This window comes from Serratia marcescens (genome assembly GCF_001902635.1).
GTDB classification, from domain to species: Bacteria; Pseudomonadota; Gammaproteobacteria; order Enterobacterales; family Enterobacteriaceae; genus Serratia; species Serratia marcescens_F.
In genome coordinates, this window is the sequence record NZ_MJAO01000044.1 from 1 (window position 1) to 21,392 (window position 21,392).

Here is a 21,392-nt window from a genome sequence, read left to right on the forward strand (position 1 = left end):
GTCGGATAAAAAAAGCCCCGCTCATTCAGCGGGGCTTTTTGTTGCCGGCTAGCGGCGCATTACAGCGGATCGACCTTCAGGCAGGAGACCGCGTGGCGGAAACTGCCCTCCAGCAGCGGACGCGTCTTGGCGCACTCCGGCCCGGCGATCGGGCAGCGGGTGCGGAACACGCAGCCGGACGGCGGGTTAATCGGCGAAGGCAGTTCCCCTTCCAACAGCTGGATCTGCTTTTCCTTCTCCTTGTCCGGATCCGGGATCGGCACCGCCGACATCAGCGCTTTGGTGTACGGGTGCTGCGGGTTGTGGTACACCTCGTCATAGGTGCCCAACTCCACCGCATGGCCCAGATACATCACCAGCACGCGATCGGAAATGTGCTTCACCACCGCCAAATCGTGGGCGATGAAGATCAATGACAGCCCCATCTCACGCTGCAGTTGCTGCAACAGGTTCACCACCTGCGCCTGAATCGATACGTCCAGCGCAGAGACCGGCTCGTCGCAGATCACCAACTTCGGCTCGAGGATCAGGGCACGCGCGATGCCGATACGCTGGCACTGGCCGCCGGAGAACTCGTGCGGATAGCGGTTGATCAGGTTAGGCAACAGGCCGACCTTCAGCATCATCGCCTTGACCTTGTCCTTCACTTCCTGACGCGGCATTTTCGGGTAGTAGGTACGCAACGGCTCGGCGATGATCTCGCCAATGGTCATGCGCGGGTTGAGCGAAGCCAGCGGATCCTGGAAGATCATTTGGATATCGCTGCGGGTTTTGCGCCAGTCGGCGTCGCTCATGCCCAGCAGATCCTTACCCAACCAGGCGACGCGCCCACTGGTGGCCTTCACCAGGCCGATGAGCGCGCGCGCGAAGGTGGATTTGCCGCAGCCGGACTCGCCGACCACGCCCAGCGTTTCCCCCTCGAACAGCCGCAGCGTAACGCCGTCGACGGCTTTCAGAGTCTTTGACGGCTGCCAAAACCACTGCTTGTCGTCATGAATGTCGAAGTGCACTTTCAGATCGGCCACTTCAAGCAGCACTTTCTTGTCGGTTACCGCTGTCATATCAACGCCTCCACCGGTTTAAAGCAGGCGCGCAGGCGCCCTTCCCCAAATTGCTCCAACGGCGGAGCGCTTGCGCATTGTTCCATGGCGTACGGGCAGCGCGGCTGGAACGGGCAGCCTTTCGGCAACCGCAGCAGGTTCGGCGGGTTGCCGGGGATGGTCAGCAACGATTCGCCTTCGGCGTCGAGGCGCGGCACCGCGTTCAACAGGCCGATGGAGTACGGGTGGCTCGGCTGGTAGAACACCTCGCGCGCGCTGCCGTATTCCATGGTGCGGCCGGCGTACATCACCAGCACCTTGTTGCAGATGCCGGCCACTACGCCCAGGTCGTGGGTGATCATGATGATGGCGGTGTTGAACTCGCGTTTCAGCTCGTTGAGCAACGTCATAATCTGCGCCTGCACGGTCACGTCCAGTGCGGTGGTCGGTTCGTCGGCGATCAGCAGTTTCGGCCGGCACAGCAACGCCATGGCGATCATCACGCGCTGACGCATGCCGCCGGAGAACTCGTGCGGATACATGCGCATGCGCTTGCGCGCTTCCGGCATTTTCACCGCGTCGAGCATGCGCACCGACTCTTCGAAGGCTTCGCTTTTGCTCATTTTCTTATGCAGCATCAGCACTTCCATTAGCTGTTCGCCAACGCGCATATAAGGATTGAGCGAGGTCATCGGGTCCTGGAAGATCATCGAGATCTCTTCGGCCCGCAGCTTGTTAAGCTGATTTTCCGGCAGGTTAAGGATTTCGCGGCCGTTGAATTTGGCCGAGCCGCCGATGCGGCCATTGCTGGCCAACAGGCCCATCAGGGCGAACGCGGTTTGCGACTTGCCGGAACCGGATTCACCGACGATGCCCAGCGTTTCGCCGGCGCGCAGATCGAAGTTCAGATCGTTCACCGCCGTCACGTCGCCGTCCGGGGTAGCGAACGTGACGCGCAGATCTTTCACGTCCAGCAGCGGCGACGTTTTGACGCCGGCGCCGGTTTGCAGTTGAGGATGTTCAATGGTGCTCATGATTGCACTCCTTAACGATCTTTCGGGTCGAGGGCGTCACGCAGGCCATCGCCGATAAAGTTGAAACAGAACAGAGTGACAACCAGGAAACCCGCCGGGAACAGCAGCAACCACGGTGAAACTTCCATTGAGTTGGCGCCGTCGCTGAGCAATGCGCCCCAGCTGCTGAGCGGCTCCTGCGTGCCCAGCCCCAGGAAGCTGAGGAAGGATTCGAACAGGATCATGCTCGGCACCAGCAGTGACGCGTACACCACCACCACGCCGAGCACGTTCGGCACGATATGCCGCAGCACGATATTGCGCGTGGAGACGCCGCACACCAACGCCGCTTCGATGAACTCTTTGCGCTTCAGGCCCAGGGTTTGCCCGCGCACGATACGTGCCATATCCAGCCACGACACCATACCGATCGCCACGAAGATCAATAGGATATTCTGGCCGAAGAAGGTCACCAGCAGGATCACGAAGAACATGAACGGGAAGGAGTTGAGGATCTCCAGCAAACGCATCATCACCGAGTCGACCTTGCCGCCCAGATAGCCGGACATCGCGCCGTACAGAGTGCCGACCACCACCGCCACCAGCGCGGCGGCCACACCGACCATCAGCGAGATTCGCCCGCCGATCGCCACGCGCACCAGCAGGTCACGCCCGGAAGAGTCGGTGCCGAAATAGTGCCCCGATTCGTGGCTTGGCGCGGCGGACATCATCGCCCAGTCGGTATCGTCGTAGGCAAATTGCGACAGCATCGGCGCCAGCACCACAAACAGCGTGATCAACACCAGAATGAACAGGCTGCTGACCGCCGCGCGGTTGTGCATAAAGCGCCGACGCGCGTCTTGCCACAGGCTACGCCCTTCCACTTCCAGCTTTTCGCTGAAGTGTTCCAGAGCCTCGCTGTTCTTTTTAGTCAACATCATTCGCGTGCTCCAGATTAATAACGGATTTTCGGATCGATGACCGCATACAGCACATCGACGATTGCGTTGAACAGAATGGTCAGAGCGCCCACCAGAATGGTCAGGCTCAACACCAGGGAGTAGTCGCGGTTCAGCGCGCCGTTAACGAACAGCTGGCCGATCCCCGGCAGACCGTAGATGGTTTCGATCACCATCGAACCGGTGATGATGCCGACGAACGCCGGCCCCATGTAGGACAGCACCGGCAGCAGCGCCGGCTTCAGCGCGTGGCGGAAAATGATGCGACGCATCGGCAAGCCTTTGGCGCGTGCGGTGCGGATGAAGTTGGAGTGCAGCACTTCAATCATCGAGCCGCGCGTGATACGGGCGATGCTGGCGATATAGGCCAGCGACAGCGCCACCATCGGCAGGATGATGAATTTAGGTGCGCCGCCGTTCCAACCGCCGCCCGGCAGCCATTTCAGCGTGATGGCGAAGATCAGCACCAGCAGCGGCGCCACCACGAAACTGGGTATCACCACCCCGGTCATGGCGAACCCCATCACCGTGTAGTCCCATTTGGTGTTCTGATTCAGTGCGGCGATGACGCCGGCGCTCACGCCCAACACCACCGCCAGCAAAAACGCCGCCAGACCGAGTTTAGCGGAAACCGGGAAAGAGCTGGCGACCAGATCGTTGACCGAATAGTCCTTGTATTTAAAGGATGGGCCAAAGTCTCCCTGCACCAATTGGCCCAGATAATTAAAGTACTGCTTGTAAATAGGGTCGTTGAGGTGATATTTCGCCTCGATATTGGCCATCACTTCTGGCGGCAGCGCGCGCTCACCGGTGAATGGGCTTCCCGGCGCCAGGCGCATCATGAAGAATGAGATGGTGATAAGGATAAATAGTGTCGGGATCGCTTCCAACAAGCGACGAAGTATAAATTTAAGCATTGCCCTAACCCTGTGCGACAGCCTGATGACGGCTTATTATTCTCAACATGGGCCGGCGGCCTGCGCCGCCGGCACTTACCGTATCAATGCTTGATGATGTACAGGTTTTTGTCGTACACGTTATCAAGCGGGTCTTTACCGGTGTAGCCACCGACGTAAGGTTTCACCAAACGGGCGTTCACATAGTAATAAACCGGCACGATGGCGGAATCTTTATCCAGCTGAACTTCCGCTTTCTGATACAGAGCGGCGCGCTCGTCCTTGGTCTTCGCGGTCAACACGTTGGCCATCAGTTTGTCGAACTCGGCGCTCTTATAGTGCGGGGTGTTACTGCTGCTGTCGGACAGCATCATGTTCAGGAACGAGCTTGGTTCGTTGTAGTCGGCACACCAGCCGGCGCGCGACACGTCATAGGTACCCTGATGACGGGTATCCAGGAAGGTTTTCCACTCCTGATTCACCAGTTTCACGTCCACGCCCAGGTTTTTCTTCCAGATAGACGCGGCGGCGATCGCCAGCTTTTTGTGCAGATCGGAGGTATTGTACAGCAGGGAGAAGGTCAGCGGTTTGCCCGGGCCGTAGCCGGCGTCCGCCAGCAGTTTCTTCGCCACTTCGTTGCGTTTTTCCTGCGTCCAGCCGAACCACTCCGGCGCGGTCAGCTTGGCACCGTCGGTGTAAGGCGGCGTAAAGCTGTAGGCCGGCAGATCGCCCTGGTTTTTCACCTTGTTGACGATGATGTCGCGATCCATGCCCAGCTTCAGCGCTTCACGCACGCGAGCATCGGTGAATGGCGCCTTCTGGTTGTTGATTTCATAGTAATAGGTGCACAGGTAAGGATCGACGTGCACCTCTTGCGGGATCTCTTTCTTCAACTTTTGGAACAGCTCGATCGGCATGTTGTTATAGGTCATGTCGATTTCGCCGGTGCGGTAGCGGTTCACGTCGGTCACTTCCGACGAAATAGGCAGGAACGTCACTTTATTGATGATGGTTTTGGCGTTATCCCAGTATTCCGGGTTGCGTTCCAGTACGATGCGTTCGTTGACAATCCAGTCTTTCAGTTTGTAAGCGCCGTTGCTGACGTAGTTGCCCGGCAGCGTCCATTTCTCGCCGAACTTCTCTACCGCGTCTTTGTAAACCGGCTTCATGGCGTAGTGCGGGGTCATTTCAACCAGATAAGGCACCGGCTCGCTCAGGGTCACCTGGAAGGTGTGGTCGTCGATGGCCTTCACGCCCAGCGTCGACTTGTCTTTTTTACCGGCGATGATGTCATCGACGTTTTCCACATGGGCGTACTGCAGGTAGCTGGCGTAAGGTGATGCGGTTTTCGGATCCACCACGCGCTGCCAGCTGTAGACGAAATCTTGCGCCGTGACCGGCTTGCCGTTGGACCATTTGGCGTCTTTACGCAGGTGGAAGGTCCAGACTTTGAAATCCTTGTTATCCCAGCTTTCCGCAACCCCCGGCACGATAGAACCGTTCGGGCTGTTGTTCGCCAGGCCTTCCATCAGATCGCGGGTCACGTTGTTTTCCGGCACGCCCTCGATTTTGTGCGGATCCAGCGACTGCACTTCGGAACCGTTGTTTTTGACGATTTCTTGCTTGTCGGCCAACTGTACGCCCGCAGGGACGTCGGCAGCGAAAGCGCCGGTGGTTGCTGTGATGCCCAGCGCGGCGATAACGCCGGCGGCAAGGAGAGTTTTCTTCGTGATGTTGGTCATACTTATCGACTCCAGTTTTTATTATCACAGGCTCTACGTGGAACCTGCGTTGCCCGTAAGCGGACTCTGTTTCCCGCCGCCGCGGAACGAATGCGGCGGCTGGCCTTCCCCGTATTCCTCACCGGCGTTGCGTGAGGGAATACCCCTTTTTACTGCTTGATAATGTACAGATTTTTAACGTCGGTATAGTCCAGCGGATCTTTGCCGGTAAACCCGCCTACCGTCGGTTTGATCAAACGTGCGCTGACGCGGTAATAAACGGGAACCAACGCCGAATCCTTGTCCAGCTGCGTTTCCGCCTGCTGATAGAGCGCGGCGCGTGCAGCTTCATCCGGCGCCTTCAGCGTGGCGGCCATGATGGCGTCGAACGCCGGGCTCTTGTAGAACACGGTATTGATGCTGCTATTGGAAAGCACCAGGTTCAGGAACGCGCTGGGCTCGTTGTAATCCCCGCACCAGGTGGCGCGTGCCACGTCGTATTGCCCCTGATGGCGGCTTTCCAATGAGGTCTTCCACTCCTGATTACGCAGCGTTACATCGGCGCCGAGGTTCTTCTTCCACATCGAGGCGGCGGCGATAGCCTGTTGTTTGTTTTGATCGGAGGTGTTGTACAACAGCGAGAATTTCAGCGGTTTGGCATCGCTGTAGCCCGCTTCGGCCAGCAGCTTCCTGGCTTCGGCATTGCGTTGTTCCTGGCTCCAACCGGCCCAGGCCGGCGGCGTGAACCGGGCGCCCTCAATAAAGGATGGCGTGAAACTGTAGGCCGGGATCTGCCCCTGGCCCATGATTTTGTTGGCAATGATGTCGCGATCCAGCGTCATCTTCACCGCCGCGCGCACGCGCGGATCGGTGAACGGCGCGCGCTGGTTATTGAGTTCGTAATAGAAGGTGCACAGATAAGGGTTAACGTGCAGCTGCTCGGGAATTTCGCGCTTCATCTTGACGTACAGGTACGGCGGAATGGCGCTGTTGGTGATATCAATCTCGCCGCTGCGGAAACGGTTGACGTCGCTGACCTCAGAAGCGATCGGCAGGAAAGTCGCCTGATTGATCACCGTCTGTTTGTTATTCCAGTAGCTCGGGCTGCGCTCCAGCACGATGCGTTCGTTCACCACCCACTCTTTCAGGCGGTAAGCACCGTTGCCGACATAGTTGGCGGGCAGCGTCCATTTGTCGCCGAATTTCTCCACCACCGCACGCTTTACCGGCTTGAGCGAGGTGTGGCTCAGCATGCTGACAAAATACGGCACCGGCTCACTCAGCGTCACCTGCAGCGTCCGGTCGTCCAGCGCCTTGACGCCGAGGGTCTGCGGGCTCTTCTTGCCGGTCAGGATGTCGTCGATATTCTCAACTTTGGTGTATTGCAGATAGCTGGCGTAGGGTGAGGCGATTTTCGGATCGGCCAGGCGTTGCCAACTGTAGACGAAGTCGTTCGCGGTCACCGGGCTGCCATCGCTCCACACCGAGTCGGGACGCAGGTGGAAAGTCCACTGTTGATAATTCTGGTTTTCCCAACTCGCCGCCGCCGCCGGCACCACATGCCCGTTGGCGTCGGTGCTCACCAGCCCTTCCAGCAGATTAAGAATGATATTGCTTTCCGGTGCGCCCTCGACCTTATGCGGGTCCAATGAAGCCACTTCACTGCCGTTGTTGATCACAATATTTTGCTGCTGCGCCAATTGAACGCCGGCCGGAACCTCCGCCGCCACGCTGTTATTTACGGTGCCGACGCTCAGCACGCCGCTAATCAACAAAGTCAAAGAGGTCTGCTTCAGGGTTTGCTGCATAATCGAGGCTCCTTTTCACCGACAAGCATCGCTTATCGAAGTTTGTGAAGTGTTTATAAGAATTCTAAATAAACGGATACCAGCAAAAATCATTCCCGTTTTTATGGCGCATTTCAGTTAATTGACCACGAGAAAGTTGCTCGGAAATTAGCAGAAGCCAAATTCCATAGCCAATAAATTTTACAAAAATGTTAAGCAATTCTCTTTTATCGCACGAAGCCCAATCCGCCCCCGGCGCTCGGGGAGAGAGGAGATCAAATTCATAACATTGATTTTAAAAAGAAAAAACCAAAATTCGTTTCGTTTGAAACCATCAGCGCGATCTCGGCGCCGCACAAAGAAACATTCAGTTAACAATCCAGCCATTCAAAGAACAAACACCTGCCTACAGGCGGTTAATCACTAATAACACCTGGATGAAAGTGAGACAAGCCCCACAGAATGATGTGATTAATTTAACAACAACGTGACCGTTGAATGGGGATGAAAAGCGCGAAAACAGGGGAGGAAAAGTGTTTGAAATAACGCTTAGCGTTTTTTTTGAGCAGCAACATGAGATTTATGCAACATAAGAGTGCAACGGCATAAATTTTATTCATCCTGTGCACTATAATAATGCGAACTAATAAATAATTTAAACTTTAAAATTAATTTTAGCCGCGCCCCAAATCAACGCGCGGCTAAACGTGTGGCATTACAACAGGCCGGGGAATATCGCTTTAATTCCGGTAACGATAAACTCGATCCCCAGCGCCATCAGCAACAGACCCATGATACGGGTGACCACGTTGATACCGGTTTGCCCCAGCAAACGCACCAACAGCGGCGCAGCGCGAAACAGCAACCAGCAGCTGAAGGCAAACAGCGCGATCGCCACCGTAAAGCCGAGCAGGTTTTGCCAGTTGTGGTAGCGGGAACTCCAGACGATGGTGGAACTGATCGCCCCCGGCCCCGCCATCAGCGGCAGCGCCAGCGGCACCACGCCGATGCTTTCGCGGATCGCGCTTTCCGATTTCTCCTGTTTGTTCTGCTTGTCTTCCCCCAGCTTGCCGCTGATCATCGACATGGCGATGGTCACCACCAGAATGCCGCCGGCGATGCGGAACGAATCGATAGAGATGCCGAACATCCGCAAGATCCCTTCACCCAGAAACAGCGAGGTCCACAGAATGATGGCGACTGACAGGTTGGCGGTCAGGTTGGTTTTATTGCGCCCCGCCTCCGCCTGGTAACTGGTCATGCTGATAAACACCGGCAAAATGCCCACCGGGTTCACCAGCGCAAACAGACCGACAAAGAACTTGATAAAGCCGGAAAGATCCAACAGAGATTGGCCCACAGATGGCTCCGCATTAATCGCTATAAAAAGGTGTGCTGCCTACGCGCGCTAATGTAATGGAATTGGCGCGGGTAATCCATCCGGCCTGGCAGCATTTTTGACTGTCAGCAAGTTAGGCAACAAAACAAATGCCCTTTGTTAAAGTGATGTATGGCCTTTTGATTTTTTATGTTGGAAAAAGAGTCCTTGCTCACAGTTATCAAGAATGATTCCCAACACCACCAAGCTGAAAGGTGTCAGCTTGCACTTTTCATGATTTAGATCACAAATCAACTACCCAACAGTAGGTAAGCTCTTAGTCGTAGTCAGGAGTAGAACAATGTTGGCGACAACATGGCCGGTTCCGTTCTTCTCACTGCCTCCCCCTCCGGTTGGCGTAGGGTGAAGCTCTTTAAGCAAATCAGCAGCATGCGAAGAAATAACGTGGAAAAACCCCGGTTTTTACATCACCGCTTATTCCCGTTATGGCTATACTAGTGGCTCGCACGGCTTATTTACTGAAAGAGTTTAACATTATCAGGAGAGCATTATGGCTGTAACGAATGTCGCTGAACTGAACGAGCTAGTCGCACGTGTCAAAAAAGCCCAGCGCGAATATGCCAACTTCACTCAAGAGCAAGTGGACAAAATTTTCCGCGCTGCCGCCCTCGCCGCTGCTGATGCCCGTATCCCGCTGGCCAAAATGGCCGTGGAAGAATCCGGAATGGGTATCGTCGAAGATAAAGTGATCAAAAACCACTTCGCTTCCGAATACATCTACAACGCCTATAAAGACGAAAAAACCTGCGGCATCCTGTCCGAAGACGACACTTTCGGTACCATCACCATCGCCGAACCTATCGGCCTGATTTGCGGTATCGTCCCTACCACCAACCCAACTTCTACCGCGATCTTTAAAGCGCTGATCAGCCTGAAAACCCGTAACGGCATCATCTTCTCCCCGCATCCGCGTGCGAAGAACGCCACGAATAAAGCCGCCGATATCGTGCTGCAGGCCGCTATTGCCGCCGGTGCGCCGAAAGACATCATCGGTTGGATCGATCAGCCTACCGTCGAGCTGTCCAACCAGCTGATGCACCACCCTGACATCAACCTGATCCTGGCCACCGGTGGCCCGGGCATGGTGAAAGCCGCTTACAGCTCCGGTAAACCGGCGATCGGCGTCGGCGCCGGCAATACGCCGGTCGTGGTAGACGAAACTGCGGATATCAAGCGCGTGGTCGCGTCTATCCTGATGTCCAAAACCTTCGATAGCGGCGTCATCTGCGCCTCCGAGCAGTCGGTCATCGTCGTTGACTCCGTCTATGATGCGGTGCGCGAACGCTTCGCCTCCCACGGCGGCTACCTGCTTCAAGGCAAAGAGCTGAAGGCGGTGCAGGACATTATCCTGAAAAACGGCGGCCTGAATGCGGCCATCGTGGGCCAGTCCGCGCCGAAAATCGCCGAGATGGCGGGCATCAAAGTGCCGGCCAATACCAAAGTGCTGATCGGCGAAGTGAAACTGGTCGACGAAACCGAACCTTTCGCGCATGAAAAACTGTCGCCGACCCTGGCAATGTATCGCGCCAAAGACTTCGAAGACGCCGTCGCCAAAGCCGAAAAACTGGTCGCCATGGGCGGTATCGGTCACACCTCTTGCCTGTACACCGACCAGGATAACCAAACGGCTCGCGTCGCCTACTTCGGCGATAAAATGAAAACGGCTCGCATCCTGATCAACACCCCGGCCTCCCAGGGCGGTATCGGCGACCTGTATAACTTCAAACTCGCGCCTTCGCTGACGCTGGGTTGCGGTTCCTGGGGTGGTAACTCCATCTCTGAAAACGTCGGACCAAAACACCTGATCAACAAGAAAACTGTAGCGAAGCGAGCAGAAAACATGTTGTGGCACAAACTTCCGAAATCGATCTACTTCCGCCGTGGCTCCCTGCCTATCGCGCTGGAAGAAGTGGCGACCGACGGGGCGAAACGCGCCTTCATCGTGACCGACCGTTTCCTGTTCAACAACGGCTATGCCGACCAGATCACCAAGGTTCTGAAATCACACGGCATCGAAACCGAAGTGTTCTTCGAAGTAGAAGCCGATCCGACGCTGAGCATCGTGCGCAAAGGCGCCGAGCAGATGAACTCCTTCAAGCCGGACGTCATCATCGCGCTGGGCGGCGGTTCGCCGATGGACGCCGCGAAAATCATGTGGGTGCTGTACGAACATCCTGAAACCCACTTCGAGGATCTGGCGCTGCGCTTCATGGACATCCGCAAGCGTATCTACAAGTTCCCGAAAATGGGCGTGAAAGCGAAAATGATCGCCATCACCACCACCTCAGGCACCGGTTCGGAAGTGACACCGTTCGCGGTCGTGACCGACGACGCCACCGGGCAGAAATACCCGCTGGCCGACTATGCGCTGACCCCGGACATGGCGATTGTCGACGCCAACCTGGTGATGAACATGCCGAAATCCCTGTGCGCCTTCGGCGGCCTGGATGCGGTTACCCACGCGCTGGAAGCCTATGTTTCGGTACTGGCGAACGAATACTCCGACGGCCAGGCGCTGCAGGCGCTCAAACTGTTGAAAGAGTATCTGCCGGCCAGTTATAAAGAAGGCGCGAAAAACCCGGTCGCCCGTGAACGTGTGCACAACGCCGCCACCATCGCCGGTATCGCCTTTGCCAACGCCTTCCTCGGGGTTTGTCACTCCATGGCGCACAAGCTGGGTTCGGAGTTCCACATTCCGCACGGCCTGGCCAACGCCATGCTGATTTCCAACGTCATTCGCTACAACGCGAACGACAACCCGACCAAGCAGACGGCCTTCAGCCAGTACGACCGCCCACAGGCGCGCCGCCGCTACGCTGAAATCGCCGACCACCTCGGCCTGAGCGCACCGGGCGACCGCACCGCGCAGAAGATTGAGAAACTGCTGGCCTGGCTGGACGAGCTGAAAACCGAGTTGGGCATCCCAACCTCCATCCGTGAGGCGGGCGTGCAGGAAGCGGACTTCCTGGCGAAAGTCGACAAGCTGTCGGAAGACGCTTTCGACGACCAATGCACCGGTGCCAACCCACGCTATCCGCTGATTGCCGAACTGAAGCAAATCATGCTGGATACCTTCTACGGCCGCGAGTTCAACGAAGCGGTGGAAGAGGACGCAGCCGCCCCGGTTGCAGCTAAAGCGCCGGCAAAGAAGGCCAAAAAATAACGGTTTACTGAACCGATAAAAAAACCCGCCGAACGGCGGGTTTTTTATTGTGGCCGACGCGCCTTTTTCTTGTCCCGGCGCCAAAACGCCTCAGCGGGCCATAGCGCGACTTTATGCCCTACTCCTGAGCGTGAATCGCCTCTTTATAATGCTTGCGGCAGACGGAGACATAGCTCTCATTACCGCCAATCACGACCTGCTCGCCGGCGTGCATCGCCTTACCGTTCTCATCCAACCGCAGCACCATATTGGCTTTGCGCCCGCAGTGGCAGATGGTTTTCAATTCCACCAGCTTGTCGGCCCAGGCCAGTAAATATTGGCTGCCGTTAAACAGCTCGCCGAGAAAATCGGTACGCAGACCGTAGCACAATACGGGAATGTCCAGTTGGTCCACCACATCGCACAATTGCTCAACCTGCGCTTTGGTCAGGAACTGGCTCTCATCCAGCAACACGCAATGCACCGGTTGCTGTTGATGCTCTTGCTGAATCATCGCGTACAGCATCGAGTCGTTGTTATAAAGCTGGGCCTGCGAGGACAAACCGATGCGCGAGCTGACTTTGCCTACGCCAAAGCGGTGATCGATCTCGGCGGTGAACACCAGCGTGCGCATACCGCGTTCTTGATAGTTATATGAAGACTGTAGCAACGCGGTGGACTTGCCGGCATTCATCGCAGAGTAATAAAAATAAAGTTGAGCCATGGCCCCGCAACTCCGATGGTATAAGAAATATTCAAATGTTGATTAGGACGGCAAGTGTACCATAACCCGCACGCCTGCTCAGCCCAAAGCGAGCGAATATTGTGTTCGCCGTAATAATGCGCTTTCGAGCGAAACATATCGTTCTGTCGACATGTTCTTTTTACAGCTATTTACAGGATAATGTATGCCTGTCATCACTATTAATTCTTGCTAATGGTTAAGGCCGAACATTCGCCCATTAATGCCCAGCCCGCCTTTACTCGGCGCAGGCGCGGCGGCCAAGACGGAGCACCTGCCTATTATACTTCCGGCCAATGCCGGGCATTTAATCGCCTTAGCCGATTCCCCCGGCGTTTCCTGACACGATCTTTACCTATATACCCCTAAGGTTTACAATGTCTGCCGTCGCATGACGTGATTAAACCCACAGAACTCATTGTAATAATGATATAAATTACAACTATAACTTATCGATGAAAGCCTTGCGGCGCGCGACCTTTAAAGCAAGTTTGCTGAAATTTTGACTTAAGCAAGGTGATGGTAATAGTTAACAGCCCTTCCTATTATTCGTCGGTCTGTTCCGATTAATGGATTCTTTAAAGGTAAATTTGAGTATTCAAACCAATTTGGCTATTGCAGAAAAGAAAAGAGCACTCTATTATTATCGAGACGCCCCCCACCAATATAATTTGAGACTAGGACAATGAGCGAAGCATTAAAGATTTTGAACAACATCCGCACTCTGCGCGCCCAGGCAAGAGAATGCACGCTGGAAACGCTGGAAGAAATGCTCGAGAAACTGGAAGTTGTTGTGAACGAACGTCGCGAAGAAGACAGCCAGGCTCAAGCAGAAATCGAAGAACGTACTCGTAAACTGCAGCAATATCGCGAAATGCTGATTGCTGACGGTATCGACCCGAATGAACTGCTGCAAACTATGGCTGCCAACAAGGCTGCCGGCAAAGCGAAGCGTGCAGCACGCCCAGCTAAATACCAATATAAAGATGAAAACGGTGAGCTGAAAACTTGGACCGGCCAAGGCCGTACTCCTGCGGTGATTAAGAAAGCTATCGAAGAGCAAGGTAAATCTCTGGACGATTTCCTGCTGTAATAGCGACTCAGTCCGTATCTGAAAGGCTCCCTTCGGGGGGCCTTTTCATTTTTAACGCTTATAGACTTAGCGCCGCCTTCCCCTCACGCTCTTAGTAAATATCTTAATAACGGTACATACCGGTTTTCCGTCGAGACATGAAATAGCGGCGAAAAAAAAGGGCCCTGAGGCCCCTTTATCACGCTTACCACGTTCATTTATTGAACTTGATAGAACGCCTTATACCAGTCAACAAAGTGCTGCACACCCTCTTCAACGCTGGTTTCCGGCTTAAAACCAATGTCGCGATAAAGCTCTTCCGTGTCCGCACTGGTATCCATCACATCGCCAGGCTGCATCGGCAGCATATTTTTACTGGCGGTGACACCTAATGCTCGCTCCAACGCGCTGATATATTCCATCAACTTAACCGGGGTGTTATTGCCGATATTATAAACATGGTACGGCGCAGAGCTGGTCGCCGGCGATCCCTGCTCAACGGTCCATGACGGATCCGCTTGCGGAATAACCGCTTGCAACCGCACTATCGCCTCGGCGATATCATCGATGTAAGTAAAATCGCGGTGCATTTCACCGTGGTTATATACGTCGATGCTCTCCCCCGCCAATATGGCTTTGGTAAACTTGAACAGCGCCATATCCGGGCGCCCCCAAGGGCCATAGACGGTAAAGAAACGCAGCCCGGTCGTCGGGAGACCGTATAAATGGGAATAGCTGTGCGACATCAGCTCGTTGGCTTTTTTCGTTGCCGCATACAATGACACCGGATGATCGACAGAGTCTTCGGTGGCAAACGGCAGTTTACGATTCAGGCCATATACCGAGCTGGAAGAAGCGTAAAGCAAATGCTCGACCTTGTTATGGCGGCAACCTTCCAGGACGTTTAAATGACCGATCAGGTTAGCGTCCGCATAAGCCAATGGGTTTATCAGCGAATAGCGTACCCCGGCCTGAGCGCCCAAATGAATGACACGCTGGAACTGATGTTCGGCAAACAATGCCGCCATGCCTTCGCGATCGGCCAAATCCAGCTTGATAAAGCGGAATCCCGGCTTATCCGCCAGCAAATCGAGACGGGCCGTTTTCAGGCCCACGTCATAATAATCATTCAGGTTATCAATACCGATAACCTGATGCCCGGCGGTCAACAAACGCTCTGCAACGTGATAACCAATAAACCCTGCGGCGCCTGTAACCAGGAATTTCATGCCCACTCCTTAAATAACCGGCTTAATCGACGCACCGCGACCAATCGCGTAATAGGTGAAGCCGCGGCTTTCCAAACGCTCCGGATCGTACAGGTTGCGGCCATCGAAGATCACCGGCTGTTTCAATGCCTTTTTAATCACGTCGAAGTCCGGTGCACGGAAGTTCTGCCACTCGGTGCAAATCACCAAAGCGTCAGCCCCCTGCAACGCAGCTTCTTTGGTGCCCATCAGCTTCAGATCGTCACGCTGGCCGTAGATGCGCTGAACTTCGTTCATCGCTTCCGGATCGTAGGCCTGGACGCTGGCGCCGGCGGCCCACAGTTGCTCCATCAGCACGCGGCTGGACGCTTCGCGCATATCATCGGTGTTCGGCTTAAAGGCCAGGCCCCACAGCGCGAAGGTTTTACCCTTCAGATCGCCGCCGAAGTAGTCGTTGATAAAGCTGCTCAGCTTGTTTTTCTGCTGATAGTTAACCTGCTCCACCGCTTGCAGCAGCTTCGGCTGATAGCCGATCTGTTCCGCCGTGCGGATCAGCGCCTGCACGTCTTTCGGGAAGCAAGAACCGCCGTAGCCGCAGCCAGGGTAGATAAAGTGATAACCGATACGCGAGTCAGAACCGATGCCCTGACGCACTTTCTCAATATCTGCGCCCAGCATTTCCGCCAGGTTGGACATTTCGTTCATAAAGCTGATCTTGGTCGCCAGCATGCAGTTGGCGGCGTATTTGGTCAGCTCCGCGCTGCGAATATCCATCGTGATCATGCGATCGTGATTGCGGTTGAACGGCTCGTACAGCTCGCGGATAGGCTCGATCACATCTTTGTTGTCGGTACCGATCACGATGCGCTCAGGACGCATGCAGTCCGCCACCGCAGCCCCTTCTTTCAGGAACTCCGGGTTGGAGACCACGTCGAACGGCATGTTGCTGCCGCGCTTCGCCAGCGTTTCAGTCATCACCTGGCGAACCTTGTCCGCCGTACCGACCGGCACGGTGGATTTGTCGATCACCACTTTGCGATCGGTCATATGCTCAGCGATGGTGCGTGCAACCGCGGTTACGTATTGCAGGTCGGCGGAACCGTCTTCATCCGGCGGCGTGCCGACGGCAATGAACTGGATGTTCCCGTGCGCAACACCCGCCTTGGCATCGGTAGTGAAATGCAGGCGACCGGCTTCATAGTTTTGCTGCACCAACGGCGTCAGGCCCGGTTCAAAAATAGGGATATTCCCCTTTTTCAGGTTTTCGACTTTTCGCTCGTCGACGTCAATACACATAACGTCATGGCCGACTTCAGCCAGCACGGCGGCCTGCACCAGACCCACATAGCCAATACCAAAAACGGTTACTTTCATGGGAAAATCCTAGTTTTCAAATTAAGACGAAAAATCACTCAATTATTTCTTTTCAGCGGCAACAACCTGCTGCAGCCACTGGGAAAATTCTTTACCCAGGCTGGCGTGGCGCATGCCGTACTCCACAAAGGCTTGCATATAGCCCAGCTTGTTACCGCAGTCATGGCTCACGCCTTTCAGGTGATAAGCTTCCACCGTTTCCTGCTGCATCAACATCTCGATACTGTCGGTCAGTTGAATTTCATCGCCGGCGCCTGGAGGCGTTTTCGCCAACAGCGGCCAGATATCGGCAGACAGCACGTAGCGGCCGACGATTGCCAGGTTGGATGGCGCCTTCTCCGGGGAAGGTTTCTCAACCACGCTGACCATCGGCGCGCTTTCACCCGGCTGCAGGTCGATCCCCTTACAGTCAGCCACGCCGTAGTTTCCGACATCTTTATGCGGCACGGGTTCAACCATGATCTGGCTTACGCCGGTTGCTTCGAAACGCTGCAGCATTTCATGCAGGTTGTCTTTTTTCGGATCTGCGCTGTATTCATCGAGGATCACATCCGGCAGCACCACGGCCACCGGCTCATCACCCACCATCGGGTAAGCGCACATAATAGCGTGCCCCAGGCCTTTGGCATTCCCTTGACGAACTTGCATCACGGTAACGCCTTTCGGGCAGATCGACTGCACTTCGTCCAACAATTGGCGCTTGACGCGTTTTTCCAACATCGCTTCCAGTTCGAAACTGGTATCAAAATGGTTTTCGATCGAGTTCTTGGAGGAGTGGGTAACCAGCACAATCTCGTTAATCCCTGCTGCAATACACTCATTGACAACGTATTGGATCAGCGGTTTATCAACCAACGGCAGCATTTCTTTCGGAATGGCTTTGGTGGCCGGTAACATCCGCGTACCCAAGCCTGCAACCGGGATGACGGCTTTTCTGACTTTGTGATTTACAGCAGGCATTATTTCCTCTCTTAAAGCTAAAATGCTCATTTTATGAGCTTGGGCTCGATATAAAAAAACCTTCGGAGTATACCAGCTTATGCACAACGAGCATTAGCCAGAACACAAATAGAAAACATTTAGGACTATTACCCGATCTCATAATCAGAAGAATAAATAAGCGATTTAATTGCCGCTAAATGAATAGCCTAAGATGTCGCCGGCCAGTTATTCAGCACTCAGCATCAGCCGCAATCTTCCACCGCTGCCCCAGACCTGACATTGCCAGGCGGCGCAGCGTTGACTGATCTGGTTCATGTAGGTGGCACCCAGCGTGCCCAGCGGCACGCCGTTGTTCAGCTGGATCTGATTGTCGCCGGTATTGACGTTGGCATGCAGCCCGGCGGAAACCAGGATCAGGTTTTTATTTTCGGCGTGATAATATCCCAGCAGCAGCGGGAATTGGCCTTCCAATTTCCCCTGCCGCAATAATTGATTAACCTGCTTTAACAATGCCGACATTTGCGGCAAACGGTGTTGCTGATTAGCCAGATGGTCTTGCAGCAGCCCATTAAATAATGCGCGCAACAACAATGCCGCCATTACGCCATTATCACCGGCGCGCGTGACGTCCAGACAATAGAACGCCAGGTCTTTTTCCGACAGGGCCGCAATGTCCAGCACCAAACCGGGATTTTCACCCGTGGTTAACTGCCGATAATTGATCCGGCAATGCGCAATGGTCTGCTGTACCGGCGGCTGCAGCTGTTTAAGCAGTTTGACGGCTTCGGAAGGATTCTTGCTCAGCGCATCCCAGTCTTGAAACAGTTCAACTTCTTCGATCGCCTGGGAGGTGAACATATTGGGATATAAACACGCCAGCACCGCTTCGCGCAGGCGATTGAGATCGGTCAGCGGTTTCAGCAGCACATCCTGCACCCCCAACCGCAGCACCTTGGCGATATCAGCCATCTTGTCGGTGGCGGAGATTACCAGCACCGGGATCTGCACCCCTTGCAGCCGCAGGTGTTCAACGAATTCGATGCCGCCCATTTCCGGCATCGCGAGATCACACAGAATCAGGTCAGGCTTGAGGTCGTCCACGGCACTCAGCGCCTGCAAACCGTTGGTCGCCTCGCGAGTTTCAGCGCCCAGCGAAGTCAAATAACCGACAAGCACGGAACGAAAAACCTGTTCGTCCTCAACGATCAAAATGCGCTTGTGAGTGAGTGGTAATGCCATCAGCCGAGCCTCATCCCTTTCCATAGTGTAATAGTGGCTCAAAAAGGTCACTTATGCTCGTCTGAAACAGACCGACCGCGCATTGCCAACCGAGAACCGAGAATTATCTATTTTTTATCAACGGCAACAACCGATCCAGTTGTTTTTCCACTGCCCGCAATCCAGACTCAATCGCTTCATCGGCGCGGTGGAAATCCAGCGTCGAAATTTGCGGGCAATAGGGCTGGATCAGCACGTCCGGCGGATCACTCGCCATCCGGTTGCGCTTCAGGCGATTTTCCAGCATTTGAATCGACGTGCCCATAATCTCCATCGCCGTCGGCGCCGTCGTTGGCTTGCGCTGCCGCATTCTGCCGACCCGCTCCCGCAGACGCCCGCGCCAGGTGTCGGCGGGCGCATCGTCCTCGCTGTCCTCTTCAATACGCACCGAGAACAGATCCTGCTGCATCAGGTGCGCATCATGCTGCAAATCGACGGCGATGACGATATCGGCGCCCAACGCCCGGCACAGCGATACCGGCACCGGATTGACCACCGCGCCGTCCACCAGCCAATAACCGTCGGCCCACACCGGTGCCAATAGGCCGGGCATGCTGCAAGAAGCGCGCACCGCCTGATGAATATCACCTTCGGTCATCCACAGCTCGCGACCGGTGCTGAGATTGGTCGTCACGGCGCCGAATTTCAGCGCGCATTCTGCGATGTCATTGACCTTCAATAACTGCCCGACGGCGTTGAACACACGCTCGCCGCGCAACAAACCGCCGCGTTGCCAGGAAAAATCCATCAGGCGGATCACATCCCAATAGCTGAACGATCGCACCCATTGCTCCATTGCCGGCAGATGATGGCTGGCAAACGCTGCGCCCACCAACGCGCCGACAGAGCATCCGGCAACAATATCGACCTCAACCCCCAGCTTCTTTAACGCATTGATCACGCCGATATGCGCCCAGCCCTTGGCCGATCCCGCGCCCAACGCCAGTCCGATTTTGATTTGCCGCATAGCGCCATCCTCTCGGTGAAGGGTTTTCTCTGCTTTTAGGGTAGATTGTCACTGACGAATGTTGTTAGGTAACATATGCGCTAAATTCATTTTCTGCTTCGCCTTCTCAGGAGTTATTTTGCCCGAATCATGCCCATGCGGCAGCGGACTGACGTATAACGCGTGCTGCGGCCCTTTTATCAGCGGCAGTCAGCCTGCGCCAACGCCTGGCCGGCTGATGCGTTCACGCTTCACCGCCTACGTTAACCATAACGTCGACTATCTGATCGCCACCTGGCACCCCGACTGCGGTGCCGATGCATGGCGCAATGCGATCGTCGACAGCTTTAAAAACACCGAATGGCTGGGCCTGACGGTCGTGGAAGAGAGCACCGGTCATGAGCCGGACGAAGGCTTCGTCGAGTTCATCGCCCGCTTCACCGATGGCGAAAGCGGTGAACCACAGGCGATGCATGAGCGTTCACGCTTCCTTCGCCGCGATCAACGTTGGTATTATATCGACGGCACCAAACCCCAGCCTGGCAGAAATGCGATTTGTCCCTGCGGCTCAGGGAAAAAATATAAGAAGTGCTGCGGGCGCTAGCCGGCCGGTACTTCATGTTTACGCCTGCGCAGACAGGCCGTTCAGTATCAGACAGGATCCTCACGCCCATGCCACACCAAAATGTACAACGAAAAGTGTTACGCACCATCTGCCCGGACGCCAAAGGGCTGATCGCTAAGATCACCAACATCTGTTACAAGCACGAGCTCAATATCGTGCAGAATAATGAATTCGTCGATCACCGCACCGGGCGTTTCTTCATGCGTACCGAGCTGGAAGGCATTTTCAACGATAACACCCTGCTGGCCGATCTGGACGGCGCGCTGCCGGAAGGTTCGCTGCGCGAGCTGCACAGCACCGGGCGCCGGCGCATCGTGGTGCTGGTCACCAAAGAGGCCCACTGCCTGGGCGATCTGTTGATGAAAAGCGCCTATGGCGGCCTCGACGTCGAGATCGCCGCCGTAATCGGTAACCACGACACGCTGCAATCGCTGGTGGAACGCTTCGATATTCCATTCCATCTGGTGAGCCATGAAGGATTGACGCGCGAACAGCACGATCGTGAAATGACGGCCAAGATCGATCAGTATCAGCCGGATTACGTGGTGCTGGCCAAATATATGCGCGTGCTGACGCCGGCCTTCGTACAGCATTATCCGAATCAGGTGATCAACATTCACCATTCGTTCCTGCCGGCGTTTATCGGTGCACGTCCTTATCACCAGGCCTATGAGCGTGGGGTGAAAATCATCGGCGCCACCGCGCACTACGTTAATGACAATCTCGACGAAGGCCCGATCATCATGCAGGATGTGATTCACGTCGATCATACCTATTCCGCCGAAGATATGATGCGTGCCGGCCGCGACGTAGAGAAGAATGTGCTCAGCCGCGCGCTGTATCAAGTGCTGGCGCAGCGCGTCTTCGTCTACGGCAATCGCACCGTTATTCTGTAATCGCTCAATAAACCGGTGCATTTCGTTCAGGGATGCACCACCAAGAATAAAAAAACGGCAAACGATTCATTTTCTGCATTTCAATGCTTTACACATGCGCTTCATTTGATATGATGCGCCCCGCTTACCGAGACAGCGCTCTCGCAAGCAAGGCCAGTTAAATAGCCATAGGTAATATGGTGGGGTTCCCGAGCGGCCAAAGGGAGCAGACTGTAAATCTGCCGTCACTGACTTCGAAGGTTCGAATCCTTCCCCCACCACCATCTTTTCGTTACTGATGCGCATTGAGTTAAAGCGAGTCAGAAAGGGAAGGATAACGCGCTCTGGCGCGGCCCAAAGGGTGAGGAACGAA

The 21,392-nt window shown here is 55.1% G+C and carries 17 protein-coding genes and 1 tRNA gene; 5 read left to right on the forward strand and 13 right to left on the reverse strand.

Annotated elements, in window-relative coordinates; all coding sequences use genetic code 11:
* Positions 1-59 precede the first annotated feature (59 nt).
* From oppF to BHU62_RS23945, 7 genes are all read right to left on the reverse strand, one after another.
* Positions 60-1,061, reverse strand: coding sequence for a murein tripeptide/oligopeptide ABC transporter ATP binding protein OppF (gene oppF / locus BHU62_RS23915; protein ID WP_073534852.1), 1,002 nt, complete (start codon positions 1,059-1,061; stop codon positions 60-62).
* Positions 1,058-2,074: an ABC transporter ATP-binding protein gene (locus BHU62_RS23920; RefSeq protein WP_073534853.1), complete on the reverse strand. Its 1,017-nt coding sequence runs from the start codon at positions 2,072-2,074 to the stop codon at positions 1,058-1,060. The genes oppF and BHU62_RS23920 overlap by 4 nt, the downstream gene beginning before the upstream one ends.
* An 11-nt stretch (positions 2,075-2,085) precedes the next feature.
* Positions 2,086-2,994 (reverse strand): oligopeptide ABC transporter permease OppC, encoded by a 909-nt coding sequence (gene oppC, locus BHU62_RS23925; protein ID WP_073534854.1) that lies wholly within the window; start codon positions 2,992-2,994, stop codon positions 2,086-2,088.
* Between the two features lie 14 nt (positions 2,995-3,008).
* Positions 3,009-3,929 (reverse strand): oligopeptide ABC transporter permease OppB, encoded by a 921-nt coding sequence (oppB, locus tag BHU62_RS23930; RefSeq protein ID WP_073534855.1) that lies wholly within the window; start codon positions 3,927-3,929, stop codon positions 3,009-3,011.
* Between the two features lie 83 nt (positions 3,930-4,012).
* The gene (oppA, locus tag BHU62_RS23935; RefSeq protein ID WP_073534856.1) at positions 4,013-5,650 is read right to left on the reverse strand and encodes an oligopeptide ABC transporter substrate-binding protein OppA; all 1,638 of its coding nucleotides are present in this window, start codon (positions 5,648-5,650) and stop codon (positions 4,013-4,015) included.
* Between the two features lie 149 nt (positions 5,651-5,799).
* A complete protein-coding gene (locus BHU62_RS23940; RefSeq protein ID WP_073534857.1) occupies positions 5,800-7,437 on the reverse strand; it encodes an ABC transporter substrate-binding protein in 1,638 nt (545 codons plus the stop codon).
* Positions 7,438-8,131: 694 nt separating this feature from the next.
* Entirely contained in the window at positions 8,132-8,776 is a 645-nt protein-coding gene (locus BHU62_RS23945) for a YchE family NAAT transporter (RefSeq protein ID WP_073534858.1), read from the reverse strand.
* Between the two features lie 529 nt (positions 8,777-9,305).
* Here BHU62_RS23945 and adhE point away from each other — a divergent pair.
* The gene (gene adhE, locus BHU62_RS23950) at positions 9,306-11,978 is read left to right on the forward strand and encodes a bifunctional acetaldehyde-CoA/alcohol dehydrogenase (protein ID WP_073534859.1); all 2,673 of its coding nucleotides are present in this window, start codon (positions 9,306-9,308) and stop codon (positions 11,976-11,978) included.
* Between the two features lie 118 nt (positions 11,979-12,096).
* On the opposite strand, the gene BHU62_RS23955 is transcribed toward adhE, so the two are convergent.
* Positions 12,097-12,681: a thymidine kinase gene (locus tag BHU62_RS23955; protein ID WP_073534860.1), complete on the reverse strand. Its 585-nt coding sequence runs from the start codon at positions 12,679-12,681 to the stop codon at positions 12,097-12,099.
* Positions 12,682-13,384: 703 nt separating this feature from the next.
* On the opposite strand from BHU62_RS23955, the gene hns reads away from it, so the two are divergent.
* Positions 13,385-13,792, forward strand: coding sequence for a histone-like nucleoid-structuring protein H-NS (gene hns / locus BHU62_RS23960; protein ID WP_004932170.1), 408 nt, complete (start codon positions 13,385-13,387; stop codon positions 13,790-13,792).
* A 197-nt stretch (positions 13,793-13,989) separates the two neighbouring features.
* Here hns and BHU62_RS23965 read toward each other — a convergent pair whose 3' ends face one another.
* The 5 genes from BHU62_RS23965 to rssA form a co-directional block, all read right to left on the reverse strand.
* On the reverse strand, positions 13,990-15,000 hold the full coding sequence (locus BHU62_RS23965; RefSeq protein ID WP_073534861.1) for an NAD-dependent epimerase: 1,011 nt from the start codon (positions 14,998-15,000) through the stop codon (positions 13,990-13,992).
* Positions 15,001-15,009: 9 nt separating this feature from the next.
* Positions 15,010-16,353 carry a UDP-glucose dehydrogenase family protein gene (locus BHU62_RS23970; RefSeq protein ID WP_073534862.1) on the reverse strand — a complete coding sequence of 448 codons (1,344 nt, stop codon included), beginning with the start codon at positions 16,351-16,353 and terminating at the stop codon, positions 15,010-15,012.
* A 42-nt stretch (positions 16,354-16,395) separates the two neighbouring features.
* Complete coding sequence (gene galU / locus BHU62_RS23975; RefSeq protein ID WP_073534863.1) at positions 16,396-17,313, reverse strand: UTP--glucose-1-phosphate uridylyltransferase GalU; 918 nt, start codon at positions 17,311-17,313, stop codon at positions 16,396-16,398.
* 207 nt (positions 17,314-17,520) lie between these two features.
* Entirely contained in the window at positions 17,521-18,534 is a 1,014-nt protein-coding gene (gene rssB, locus BHU62_RS23980; RefSeq protein WP_073534864.1) for a two-component system response regulator RssB, read from the reverse strand.
* Positions 18,535-18,637: 103 nt separating this feature from the next.
* Positions 18,638-19,540, reverse strand: a complete 903-nt coding sequence (rssA, locus tag BHU62_RS23985; RefSeq protein ID WP_073534865.1) for a patatin-like phospholipase RssA — start codon at positions 19,538-19,540, stop codon at positions 18,638-18,640.
* Positions 19,541-19,658: 118 nt separating this feature from the next.
* Here rssA and BHU62_RS23990 point away from each other — a divergent pair, with 118 nt between their 5' ends.
* The 3 genes from BHU62_RS23990 (at position 19,659) to BHU62_RS24000 (ending at position 21,303) form a co-directional block, all read left to right on the forward strand.
* Positions 19,659-20,123, forward strand: coding sequence for a YchJ family protein (locus BHU62_RS23990; protein WP_073534866.1), 465 nt, complete (start codon positions 19,659-19,661; stop codon positions 20,121-20,123).
* A gap of 68 nt (positions 20,124-20,191) precedes the next feature.
* Positions 20,192-21,040, forward strand: coding sequence for a formyltetrahydrofolate deformylase (gene purU / locus BHU62_RS23995; RefSeq protein ID WP_073534867.1), 849 nt, complete (start codon positions 20,192-20,194; stop codon positions 21,038-21,040).
* A gap of 178 nt (positions 21,041-21,218) precedes the next feature.
* Positions 21,219-21,303 (forward strand) — tRNA-Tyr (locus tag BHU62_RS24000).
* The last annotated feature ends 89 nt before the right edge of the window (positions 21,304-21,392 follow it).